General features: G+C 37.8%; 1 protein-coding gene and 1 pseudogene. One reads left to right on the forward strand and one right to left on the reverse strand.

Annotation, left to right across the window (positions count from 1 at the left end; all coding sequences use genetic code 11):
- A pseudogene (locus tag IQ228_RS08810) lies at window positions 1–217 on the reverse strand (hypothetical protein); the annotation flags it as partial.
- 660 nt (window positions 218–877) lie between these two features.
- Here IQ228_RS08810 and IQ228_RS08815 point away from each other — a divergent pair.
- A complete protein-coding gene (locus IQ228_RS08815; protein ID WP_193962673.1) occupies window positions 878–14,602 on the forward strand; it encodes a LamG-like jellyroll fold domain-containing protein in 13,725 nt (4,574 codons plus the stop codon).
- The last annotated feature ends 53 nt before the right edge of the window (window positions 14,603–14,655 follow it).

Here is a 14,655-nt window from a genome sequence, read left to right on the forward strand (position 1 = left end):
TTTTAGTATTGAGATATTGGGATAATAATTGCCATAATTCCGCAGCAACCCGCTTAATATAATTAGCATCATAACTAATTTCTTCAGCAATTTCAGAATAACTCTTTTCTAATAAAACTTCTTTTAAGATTAATTCCATCACCGGAGTTAAGCTATCTGGAGGAATGATAGTTTTCAGATAATTAATAACTTGTCCAAAATCATTGATTAATAACATATAAGTAGGTGGGCTTAATTAATTGTTAGATCGTAGAACAGGCTTCTAGCCTGTGGACAGGCAGGATGCCTATCCCACATTTTATATTTAATTGCAACCAGCTACTTAGGCTCTTCGACATTTGTTATGCTAAGTTAGCAAGCTTTGTAGAGCTTATTTTACACCTCATACGACTGAATACTGCTATATGAGATTTCTTTGATCCAAAATCAGCCAGTAGTTTTTGATCATAATTTTCCTCAAAAAGTAACTTTTTTAGAACAAAAAGTAACTTTTTTAGAAATTTAAGTAACTTTTATACACTTACATAATTAGTCTCTTGTATCATACTGTAAGAAATACCAGCAATTCCAAACTCAGAGTGTAGTCAAACAGACAAAAATCTCGAAGTGCTTACTGGAAAGAGGTTTCATGTCAATATTTAGAATCAACGTAACGCTCTATTGAGTGATTGATCAAGTTTATTTGCCGGTTACTTACTCTCCAAGAGACTGAGATTCGAGGAGGAAATGCAAAAAATCTCAGAGATCAGCCTAATCTCTCTTACTTTTATAGAAGCGAGATTATGTCTGTATTCTATGTTGCCGTTTGAATTTGGAATTGCTGTGTAAATAGATTATTTTTTTCGTTATCCAATAAAGTAAAAACCGAGGTATCACCATGTCTAATCTAAATAATATAAGCGGAGTTATTAAACCCACTGGTCAAAATGCTTCTGGTCTTAACTATTGGACTGTAGTTGACTATAACGGCGATGGTGTAGTTAACGATAAAGATTTAGAAGAAATTATCAAAAACGGCTTGAAAGAAGGCAAGGGGTATGACACCCAACAGTTATCCGGTTCATTGGGTAAACTTAAATCAATTGTAGGCAGTTATATCGATGGGGCAATCGTTACCGAAATGCCTCGCACAGTGGACGGAATATATTCCTTTAGGGTTGATGTAAACCATGATTTTACACTTAGTGATTTTGTTGGCGGCAGTGAATCCGGTAGTATTGGCGAGGATTTAAAAAATAATATTAATCCTAACGATCCTAAGACCAATCCCATCTTTAGTAACCCTCGATTTATTTTTCAGCTATACCCTAATGAGAAGCCAACAATGGATATCATTTTAAACGGGGTTCAATTTGGTACCATAGCTTCTCAGTTAGCAGTTGCTACTAATCAATTTACCGATGCCATAGGCGTAACTGCTCCTGGTTTGGTTAATGCTTTAAAGAGTGTGCCAAACACTGATCTTATTAACTTAACAATAGACTCAAATCTTAAAAATCTTGCGATTGAGTTTAATGTTGCAGATTCCTTACCCGGTTATCAAATAGATGTTCAAAGCTTTATCAACACCTTAAATAAAACAGGTTTTCCCGCTCTACCAATAGACCCATCAATTCAAGACCTCAATACCGCCCTTAATGGTTTTTCTAAGATTCAAGCAAATAAACCAAAAATTTATTTTGGCAAAAGTGATAAAAAGAAAGAATTTCATATTTCCATCAAACTGAATGAAAGAAATGACGCTGATCCAAGCAATGATGATATTTTAACCTTAAAATACGAGAAAAATAAAAAAGATGGTAATCAAGTCATCTATAAAGTTGAATATAAAGATTTCAGTACCACGAACCTTTCCCTGAGTTCGATTTTGGATCTGCCTGGAGGTCTAACGATCAAAAACCCACTATATACGATTAGTAGCGGCAATACTAAATTTGATGAAGAAGGGAGAGAGCCGAAATATGTAAAAGGATTTAACTGGACAGGGACAATTAAAATTGACAATCCCATGCCCAAGGAAATAACAAGTTTTCTTGATAAATATGTGGGATTTGATTTAGACAAATTATTTGAGTCTCAGTTACTAGCAGGAGTTGGACTTGGCACAGATGGCGCTGAAAGTCTGAATCTTTACCTCGATCTTGAGCTAGATCAGCCCGTAGTTAAGTTTCCTTACCAAATTCCTAATTTTGACGAGTCATTTGAACTATATTTTAACGGATTTGGTTTAGATTATAGTTTAACCCCCATTAATATGGGCTTTACCACCACTCAAGCCCTATCGGGTAATATTACCCTTCAAGGTTATGATCCGGTGCAAAAAAATGAACCCGGATTAAATTTAGTGGGTGGTTTCAAAACAATAGTTTCCAGTGATCCGACCAAAAATGGTGTATCAGGATATTTTAACCTAGATACTTTAGGATCAGGATGGCGTAACCCCTTTGGGATTCCTAATTCAGAATTTCGCCAGTTAGCACTAGAAATAGGTTTTGGATCTACTGCACTAAAATCTATTGGCTTTATTGGGGATTTAAGATTTGGTAACTATGACTTCCGTGCTTTTATTTCCCTTGATATTAATGATCCTAAAAACAACGGTTTTGGACTAACCCTTAATCGCCCGATCAGCGCAATGGATCTATTTTTAGGTCCAGTCGGCTCTTTTACGGCGGGTCAATTAAGCAATACTTTTGATGAAGTAGAGAATGTATTTGATCTCCTAAACTCAATTTTTGATCTTACCATAGAGTCTATTGATGGTGATGGTGATGGGGATTTAGATCCACTATATTACTTTATGCCAGATGCCACCATTATTGCTGGAGAACCTTTCCGCAAAGGGACTCACATTAATGCTGGAATTAGTGCTTGGGGTTGGGATGGTAGGCTTTCCTATAGTGCCACTACTTCATTTGGCCTCCCTGTATATAAAGGTTCTCTTTCTTTAGAAAAAATTGATATCGGAGGTCTGGGTTGGTTTGTCCTGGAAGGGATTGATGATCCAAAGACTACTACAGTAGATGAAAGTAAAGAACTCAATTTGGACTTTTCCACTACTGGATTGTCCCTCTCAGCCGATGCTTCTTTGACCCTATTTGGTTTTAATGTAGCTAAAGCCTCTGTTGAAGTGGGTTTAGGTGGCATTGATATTGATGCTAAACTTAATTTATTTAATACTTTAGGCATTGATGCTAAACTCTTTGTCGGGAATCTCAAAGAAGGCCAGTCAGCGCAAGTTACAGTTAATGCTGATGGTACTGTAAGTTTAGCGGAGGGTGTGAATAATCAAGGATTTTTGAGCCTAGCTGGACAACCGCGCACTTACTTGAGTTTAGATGGAATTAATGATTATGTTCAGGCAACACCAACGGGATTGAACCTCGCTAATCAAGACTTTACCATTGAAGCCTGGATTAAAACTACAGGTACAAAAGAGAGCATTCTTGTTAAAAGTGATGGTGATACCATTTGGGAGAAAGGAGAAAAAGCCTTTTATATTAATGAATTAGGTAAAGTTAATTTTGTTGGCTTTGGCAATAACTATATTAAGGGCAATACTGCCGTAAATGATGGTAAATGGCATCATGTAGCAGTAGTTTGGGATTATAGTAGTGGCACTACTGGCACTGGTCGGGTCTTTGTTGATGGAGTTAATGATACTCAAAGTAGTAATTATGCGGCTACTAATCTTGATAATAGTACCGATACCTTAAAAATTGGTAGCCTGAATTTCAGTGAAGCGACTAATTATTTTTCTGGTCAAATTGACGAGGTGCGGATTTGGAAAACTGCCCGTACAGAGTCAGAAATTAAAACTAATAGCGATAATCGAGTCAATCCGACCACAGAAACTAATCTAGTTTATTATTTACCTGTGGATCAAGGCGATCGCGCTACAATCACCACTACAACAGTTAATAGTGATCCCCTCCCCAGAAAGGAAATATTAACTCTAGAGGGAGAAACAGAACAAACAGCTTTAATATTTGACGGTGTAAATGATTATGTCCAAGTAAAAGCCGGAGATGCTAGTTTTGCTGATTTTAACACCAGTAATTTTACTGTTGAGTTATGGGTTAAAACCACTGATCTGAATGGTACTTTAATCGGTGCTAGTAATACCAGCACTGGTACGGGAGATTATTGGCGGGTTTGGCTAGAAAATGGACAGACAAAATTTAACTTTCAGCCCGGTGGTAATACCCAACCCTCTGCTAGTTCTATCAATGCAATTAATGATGATTCATGGCATCATATTGCAGTAGTTAGAGATGGTTTCTATACTGGTAAACTTTATGTAGATGGAGTTTTAGACAGTAAACTTAATTTCACCGGCAGTTCCAACGGGATTGATATTAATAGTGATCTATTTATTGGTCAATGGGTATCTGGGACAGATCAGTTTGCTGGGAAAATGGATGAAGTCCGGATTTGGAAAACTGCCCGCACTGAGACAGAAATTAGTGCCAATATGAATCAGCGCTTAGATAAAACTGTCGAAACCAATTTAACCTATTATCTACCAATTGATCAAAGCGATCGCTCTAGTCGTGAAAATAAAATTCTCAGTGAAACCTTTGACGGTGGTTTACCCAAATCTATTTATAATGTTTCCCTAACGGACAATAATATTGCCTCTGTTAGTGATAAATATCGTCAAATAACCCCCACACTTTCAACTCCTAATGCAATTGCCCATTGGCGTTTAAACGAATCTAGCGGCACAACAGCCACAAATATCGGCACATTAGGTACTGCCGTTAATGGTACTTATGTAGGTAGTCCTACTCTCAATAATCCTGGTTTAGTGGCTGGGAGTACAGGAGTTAAATTTGACGGTGTTAATGATGGAATTGCTATTCCCGATCATAATAATATTAACCTTCTAGCCACCACCGCCCGGAGTATTGAACTTTGGTTTAAAGCCGATGATCTCACAGGTAAACAGGTTATCTATGAAGAAGGTGGCACAGGAAGTGGTCTCAATATTTATCTCGATGGTGATCAATTAAAACTCGGTGCATGGTCTGGAAATGCAGGAGAATGGTTAGCGACTCAAGTAATTAAAGACAATAAATATCACGTTGTCTTGAGTTTTGATCAAGGTAACTTAACAGGTTATCTCAATGGGGCATCATTTGGGACTGTCACCACCAGCTTTACCACCATACCTGTCCATAGTGAGGATATTGGTATTGGTTACATGAAACAAGATACCCGTTTATCCGATACTGTGAGGCTTACGGGTGATGGTAATTATTTTAATGGCGTAATTGATGAAGTAGCCCTCTATAATGTGGGGTTATCTCCTGAAAGAGCGATCGCTAATTATGCAAGCGGATTTACCCAAGGCTTAAAAGTTGAAACTTTTAATAATATTAATTTAGCAGGTGATCCCGTTACTATTGACTTAACAAATAGCTTCCAAAACCTGACTGTAGCTAGTAATTCTAGTCAAAAAATCACAGGCTGGATACAAGCACCTGTTACTGGTACTTACACCTTCAACACTACCAGTAATTACGGTACTCGCCTTGCTGTTAATGACACTAAGTTAATAGATAATTGGCAAAATCCTGAAAAAGCCATAGATTTTGATGGAATTGGTGATTATATTCAGATTGAAAACTATGATGGGATGTATGATCGAAGTAAATCCATGACGGTAGAAGCCTGGATTAAAGTTGATCAGTTTAATACCACATCTCAAGCCATTATTCGCAAAGGAGACAATGGTTGGAGGTTAGAGCGCAACGGCACTACCAACAAGATTGATTTTACCTTCGATGTATATAAAAATACAACAACAACTCAAGTCCTTGATGGAAACAGAAGCGTAGTTAGTAATCGTCAATTTAACGATCAACAATGGCATCATGTTATAGCAACCACTGATGGCTTAAATGTGACTCTTTATGTTGATGGAAAATTGGATAATTCGGTAACATATACTAATCCGAATGATGGCTATAGTCGCTCTATTTTCAATAGTAATGCTCCAGTGATTATTGGGGGTTATCGTGGAACAACACAACAATACTTTGATGGAAAAATTGATGAAGTCGCAATTTGGAATAAATATTTTACGGCGACAGATGCTCAAACTAATTTTACTCAAAAGTTAACTGGATCAGAAGCTAACTTAGTAGGTTACTGGAATTTTGATCATCCTCAAGGATTAAAAACCATTGTGGATCAAAGTTCTAATCACAACAATGGTTATTTTCGAGGTGTTGTATCTCCTGATCAATCTCAAGTAAATTCTTGGAGTAGTAAACTTGTAGCTTACAAAAATGACTATAGCAGTGTTTTCACTCCTACTACCCAATCAGGTACAAATACCATTGATTTAGTAGCTGGAAAACTCTATAAAGTTGAATTAGATGCACAAAGTTTAAATGGAGTTAGCACCCCTCAACTGCAATGGAATTATACTGGAGTAAGTAATCAAATTATTCCTACTTCTGCTTTATTTACCGATGCTCAAGTAGAGACAGATTGGAAGGTTAGTGGTGGTAAAATCGGGACTAGCTTTCTTAATACTGATGCAGATGGAGCGTTAGAATTTTTCAATACCACAGGCGATCGCTATGCCATTTCACAGCCTTATGATCTTAGTCAAGGTGGAAACCTAAGTTTTAGTTCAATTTTAGGTGGTAACAGCACCATTAATAACATAAGTGGTGTTCAGGTGTCAGTGGCCAATGGTTCAACCAATGGAGATACTGTAGACGACAATAAGGCCATTAAACTGGAATATTCTATTGATAATGGCAATACCTGGGTATTGTTAGATAGCTTTACTTCTAAGTCAGAGGGCGGAAACTGGCATAATGTCGTTATAGACTTACCGAAGCAAGCGCAAACTCAATCTACTCGGTTTAAATGGTCACAACCTAGTTATGTCCTAGATAATTGGGCAATTGATAATGTTGGTGTAGTCACCAACTCCAATAATGTATGGGCGGATATCAAAGGTGCAGACGTATTAAAAGCACAAAAAGATAATGGAACTACCATCAGTAATGGCGAAGCCCTTTATTTTACTGGTAAACCCTTTGCAATTGTCACTCCTCTGCCAGATGTATCTCAACCTCTATTAAAAGATTCCTTTGCTAACTTGATTACGGGAGACTTTAATGGTGATGGTAAAACAGATTTTCTTCGGCAACAAAAATTCCAATGGAGTTATGATAACCAATTAGTTACGACTTATCTTTCTCAAGGTGATGGTACTTTTAATACTGTAAATACTAATTACCCGTCCTCTGTTGCTAATGACTTTTCAGCGATAATTCAAACAGGAGATTTTAATGGAGATCGTAAAACCGACTTTATTCGTCAGAATAAAGATAGTGGCGGGAGCAACTTTCAAGTAGTTTTATCCAATGGTGATGGTACTTTTAATGCCATTAACCCATCTGGTAATGCGGGAAGTACTACTTATAATTACCAAACCTCGCTTCTAAGTAATCCGGGTGTCAATCTCATTATGGGAGATTACAACGGCGATGGTAAAACAGACTTTATTCGTCAAGAAAAAAGTGGGTGGGATAATGATAACGATTCGACTTTTAGCATCTGGCTGTCTAATGGAAATGGTACTTTTAACCCCATAACTCCTTCCGGAGATGTCTATCAAAAGGATCTTAAGTTTGATGGAGGAGCAAATATCATTACCGGAGACTTTAATGGTGATGGTAAAACCGATTTCATCCGTCAAGAAAAAAATGGCTATGATGATGATATAAAGAATACTTTCAACGTTTATTTCTCTAATGGTAACGGTACTTTTAATATAGTTACCCCCGGTTCTAATGTATCTGGAGATCCCTATCAAGATAATTTGCGGTTTGATCCAGGCGTAAATATCATTACCGGAGACTATAACGGTGATGGTAAAACCGATTTCATCCGTCAAGCAAAAGGTGACTGGGATAATGATGTAAGTACTAATTTCAACGTTTATTTCTCTAATGGTAACGGTACTTTTAATATAGTTACCCCCGGTTCTAATGTATCCGGAGATCCCTATCAAGATTCTTTACGGTCTGATCCAGGCGTAAATATCATTACCGGAGACTATAACGGTGATGGTAAAACTGATTTCATTCGTCAAGAAAAAAATGGCTGGGATGATGATATAAATGGTTCTTTCAATATCTTTCTTTCTCAGGGAAATGGGTACTTTAATATAGTTAGTCCCAACCTCCCCGAATATCAATCGGTGCTTAACTATGATAAAGGGGCAAATATTATTGTAGGAGACTACAACGGCGATGGTGCAGGTGACTTTCTCCGTCAAGAAAGAGGGACTTGGGGTGATGACTATGCTAATACTTACCAAACCTATCTTTCTAAGCTAAATCAAACAAATCAGCGTTATGCTACTACCCAATCTTTAAATACCACTGACACAAAAGCGTTACAGTTTGACTTTGTTTTTGGACAAAAATATACAGCGGGAAATCCTTTCACTTACGAAGGCTCTACCTATGGTGATGAAGATGTAATATCAACCACAGGAGATGCACCAGAAGCAGGGGAAGATGTGTTAGTTTCCTATTCCACCAATGGCGGTCAAACTTGGACGACTTTAACCACCTTATTAGCTAGTAATTACGCCACTACATACACCAATTGGACTACCCAAGCGATCGCTTTACCCGATGCAGCTAAAACTGATCATACTCAATTCCGTTGGCAACAAACTAATTTTACCAATACGGGTGATGATACTTGGGCGATTGATAATATTACCCTAGCCTCAAATACTATTATGAGTGGAGTACAGTTTTATACTCCTATCACTCAAATAGATAACTTTAAAACTGTTAATACTACCAATCCAAATTCAGGTAATAGTAACAGTAAATTTGTGATTATGGGTAATGGCAACATTAGTTTTCTAGGAGAAACCATATCCAGTGTATCCTTGGATGTGAGTGAAAATGGATTAAAATTTAACCTGTTTGATACTTTTGCTTATGCTCTACTGAATGGGGTTATAACCCCAATGCCTGTGAAAACAGCTATAAGCAGTGGCGCATACATCATTGGGACATTATCTAAAGACATCAGTGTTATTGCGGGAAAAAATGGTGCTAGTGTAACAGGAGCATTAGGTTTAGAATTTCCTTTAAGCTTGAGTGTTCCCTATTTTGGTACTCTTAAACTAGCAAGTTTAAAAGCAGATGGGGTATTAAATTTAACAGTGGGTACAGATGGCAAAATATCTGGTTATATCAAAGATATTGACTTTACTGTATGGGGTAAAAACCTCTCTATTCCTAGCTTTTCATTTAGTAGTAATGTCAATTCTTGGGATGACCTCATTGTTGAAACCTCTCAAGCAGTAGCTGATAAAATCCAGAAAGAATTTCTTAATCTCTTTGATGATGCAGAGCAATTATACAATGGCATCAAAAATGGCACGATTGATTTTGCGAAGGATGTCGAAAGTTTCTTTGCTAATTATGGTCAAACGGGAATCAATGCTTTAAAAGATTTGGGAAGTAATGCGGCATCACTCTACACTGATGTTGGGATTGGAGATTCCTACAATACTTTTAATAAGTCTCTTCAAAACATCGCAAATGCCGTTGGTAGTGGTATAAATGGTGGTGTTAAAAAAGCAGGCAAAGCACTTAAAAAAGCCTTTAATGGACCGATCGCTGATGCTAAAGTTTTCCTTGATATTAATGGCAATTTCATCCCAGATCAAAATGAACCGACCGTAACAACCGATAATTATGGGCGTTTTAATCTGCAATATAACCTTAACGATTATGACACCAATGGGGATGGTAAATTAGATTATACCGAAGCCTTAGTCATAGGTATGGGCGGTATTGATACCACCACTGGCAAAGAAGTTAAAGTCCCCTTTATGGCTACGGTAGGTAGTGAAATTAGCCCTCTGACTACCCTGAAAACAGGTTTAATACTGCAAGGTTTAACGGAAACAGCAGCCGAAACGATCATCAAGCAAAGTTTTGATTTAGACAAATTTGGCGATATTTTACTAAATCAATTTGATGCCTATAGCGAAATTGGTCAAGGTCATTTGGTTGGTTATGATGTGGCGATCGCTCAAACTATGGCTCATAACCTGTTATTATTGGGCAGTGCCGTTATTAAACAAATTCAACCCCAGTTATCTGATTTTGAGGTTCAAAATCAACTATTCAAGATCATTGCCCAAGTAGTAGCAGATCAAGGGAGTATTGATCCTACTAACCCAGAAGTTAACCGCAGTTTAATTAATGCCTTAACTCAAAATAGTCCCACACCTGTTAGTGATGAAATTGTATCAGCGTTTTCATCTTTGATGATCGAAACTGAATCTCAACTTCATAAAATCGTTGGTGATACTTCTCATCCAGATAACTTAAGGTTGATCTTACCAACCCTTAATTACATGAAAACGATCCTGGTGGAAAATCTACCTGTGATCATGCAAAAGGTGATTACCAAAGAAATAGAACCCGCAGATGTTATGGATAGTTTCCACGCCATTTTAAATCAGAATAATCATCTCATTCAATATGGTTTAAATGAGGCGCGGACTGTCACCATCAGCACCGAAGGAATACTAAAAGAAGGTGATAGTTCTTTCCATCATGGTAAGTTTATTGTCAATCTTGGTGAGACAGCACCCGCGCAAGGTTTAACTATCTTTTATACTCTTTCGGGAACTGCAACTTTAGGGGAAGATTATCAATTACTGTATAATCCCACAGTAGGACAGCTAAATATAGCACCTTATGAAAAAACAGGGATTATTGATTTAGAAATCTTGGATGATACTTTAAGTGAATCTCCTGAATCAATTACCCTCACTCTTCAATATGCTGGTGATGGTTTTGCTATCAATCCTAATCAAAATACAGCTTATTTCGTGATCAAGGATGATGAAAATTCAGGTAATAATTCAGTTTTCCGACCAGATCAAGTGATAGCTGGAACAATCAATAATGATATTCTCACTGGTACTGATCAATCTGAATGGTTAAAAGGTAGCTATGGTAATGATCAAATTTTTGGTTTAGGGAATAACGATAAAATTGATGGTGGTTTTGGTAACGATATTCTTCACGGTGGATCAGGTAATGATATCATGGCTGGTCAATTTGGTGCAGATCAACTTTGGGGTGAAGATGGTAATGATTTGCTCCAAGGAGGTACGGGCAATGACATCCTTAACGGTGGTGCAGGTAACGATATTCTTCACGGTGGAGAAGGTGATGATCAACTCACAGGTGATGTTGGGAATGACCAACTAGAAGGTGATGCTGGTAATGATCTGATTAATGGTAATGCCGATAATGATTGGTTAAGTGGTGGTATTGGTAATGATATTCTCATTGGTGGCGCAGGAGATGATGTCGTTAGTGGTGGTATCGGTGCAGATCAATTTGTGATTACTTCTGGTAATGATGGGTTTGATATCTTTAGTGATTTTAATCCCGCAGAAGGCGATCGCATTGTCATTGACTCTAAACAATTTGACTCTTTTGATCTGAGTAAACTTACCTTTGCTCATGGTTTTCTTAAATATGATGGTCAAAACCTCGCTTTAATCCAAAATCAAGGTAATATTTATGCTCTGCTAAACTTAAAACCAGTGGTAGATGTGGTATCTGAGTTAACCTTCCCCACTGTTTTCCCTGCTAATAGTAATATTCTGACTACAGGTGACATACTTAGTTTAGCAACTCTGACGCATACAACAGTTGATCCTACTCAATCCGAAGGTTTATTAGGCAAGATTTTGACCAGAGGTTATATTAAAGTTGCGATCGCTCCAAATACTCCTCAATGGCAAAAAGAACAAGCTAAAGCCTTAGCTGCGGCGCTCTTTGGTGATTCTCAAGCACTGCAATATGTCACCTTAGATGAAAAAGATATTTTTGCAGCAGTAACCACTCAACAAGTAGATATTTCGGTGCATCTATTCCCCAATACCTATGAAAATCAAATAGATTTTGCGCCCGCGACTTTCTATGACAGTGAAGTTATTGTTGTTAAAAATAATAGTCATATCACTCAATCTCAAGATCTACAGAATGTCACCATCGGAGTGATCGCCAATAGCGACTCTCGCCAAAATCTCCGCGCTGTTTTAGGTAACGCTGGTATTAACTACAAACTAGCTGAATTTGCTGATAATCAGACATTAATGACGGCTTATGACAATAATCAAATTGGTGCAGTAGTTCTCAATCCTAGTCAAGTTAAGGATTTACCCACAGGTAACTCTGTCTTAGATTTAGAACTATCTACTCAAGCCATGAGTATGGTATTACCAGAAAATGAATCTTCTTGGGCTGATGTGGTACGCTGGGCAATTACCGCACCCATCGCAGCAGAATCTTTAGGTATTACTTCCACTAATTTGGATAGTTTGGTAAATAGTAATGATCCAGTAATTCGACGCTTTTTAGGTTTAGAAGGTAATTTAGGACAATCTCTCGGTATTAGTAATGATTTTGCTAATCAAGTTATTCGCACAATGGGTAACTATGCTGAGTTTTGGCAAAATAATTTTGGAGATTTATCAAGAAGTCGCAACCATCTTTTTGCTGATGATGGTTTACTCTATTCTTTACCCTTCGCTGGTAGCGTCAGTCAAAAACCGGAATTAATTAACAATAATGATCGCAATGTCTTAACAGAAATCAAAGCACGAGGTTTCATTAACGCGGGTGTATCATCGAGTCAATATCCAGGTTTGTTTTACCAAGAAAATGATCAATGGAGTGGCTTCCATATTGATATTCTCAAAGCCCTGTCTGTGGCTTTATTTGGCGATGCAAATCACTTAAATTTTAGTAATCCTACCAGTTTTTTACTGAGCAGCTTAACTAATACGGCTAACGGTGTTGTGGATATTTCTTCTAATAGCACCACTCATAATTTAGTCCGGGATGGCTCTGTGGGTATTGATTTTAGTAAGCCTTATTTCTTTGATGGACAAGCTATTTTAGTAGGTCTTGATAGCGGTATTAGCTCTCTTGGGACGCTGACAGGCAGACGTATAGGGGTAGAAGCAAATACGACTGCTTTCGCTGGTTTAGATGATAATTTGGTTGGCATTAACTTCACTAAGGTAGAGTATACTAGCACTACTGATCTTTACAATGCTTACCAAAATGGAGAAATTGATGCTCTAATTGGCGATCGCTCGATTATTGCTAGTCGTCTGAGTACCTTTTCCAATCCTGAAAATCATAAGATACTGGATCAAGTATTATCAAGAGAACCAATCGCTTTTGTAGTGGATGAAAATCAGTCAGATTGGTTAGATGTGATCAATTTGATCATTGATACCCTCACCAAAGCCGAAGAATTAGGCATTACCAGCGCAAATGTAGATCAATTAGTTAAGGGTAATAATCCTGCTATCCGTGAATTTTTGGGTGTTAATGGCAAACTTGGCGAAAAATTTGGTTTAACTGCTAATTTTGCCCAAAATATCATTAAATCTATGGGTAACTATGGAGAAATTTATCAACGAAATCTAGGGGCGATATCCATTCCCAGAGATGCTAATCAGAGTTTTGCTGATTTTGGATTACAATCTGCTAATAGTTATACCAGTGCTTTGAGTATTGCCAACCCTGAATTAGAAATCAGGGGTAATGGTATTTTCCAAGTGATGGATAATTTAGCCAATATTAAATTTAACCTCATCAAGCATGACGGGAAGACTCAGGCTGAAATCGGTCTATATAAAACTGATGCAGATGGCAGCATTAATGGCATTAATCACAACAGCACAGGTTATCTAAGTGAAGTTTTAAAACACAGTCAAACCATCTTCTCTATTCTGGACAAAAACCCTAATGGTTTTGATAGTAATAGCTTCAGCAGAACATTAGGAGAGTTTGATAACAATACCTACTTTGGCTTATATATGATCCAAGGTAGGGATGCTACCACCGTTCTTAACACTGGAGACTATAGTTCTTTGGTGTTGTCCCAAAATGTCAAAGCGCTGCAAACCCTTGATAACGGAGCAAATCTTGTTTTTAATTGGGAAACCAACGGTGATAACAGTTACGATGATCTAATTATCGAAGCTGCTCCCACCTTAGAAGGAACTGTATTTGGTACAACCCTTGATAAAACAATTGATCTGACTGGTTTGGATCATCAAGGCCATAACATCAGCTTTACCGTAAACCGCGAAGCAGCTTATGACAATTTAATCGGTTTCTATCGAGTTAATGAACAGGGTCAGGTGCTGGATAGCCAAGGTAACGTGGTTTCTGGTAATCCAAATCAGGATAGTAACTATGCTCAATTAGCCATAAACAATCGTTTGGATATGCTTCTGAGTACAGGCAATCAACAAACTGCTGTCTTTAATGAACAACTCATGGGCGGTGTACGTTATGCTCCCATCCTCATCGCTAATGGTGGTTCAGCTTCCAGTCCCAATTTCAGCAATACCTATTTTGCCTATAGCGGAGCTAATAGTGATGGAGTTAATCATGTGCGACGCATGGCAGATAATATCTTTGGCTTTGAAGATATTCGCGGCGGTGGAGATAATGACTTTAATGATGTGATTGTGTCGGTAAAAGTCATCTAGTAGTCTGTCAACCCGAGAATGACGGGTGGGGGAGGTAGAGAGGTGGGGGGCTG

This window comes from Dolichospermum sp. LEGE 00246 (assembly GCF_015207865.1).
GTDB lineage: Bacteria > Cyanobacteriota > Cyanobacteriia > Cyanobacteriales > Nostocaceae > Dolichospermum > Dolichospermum heterosporum.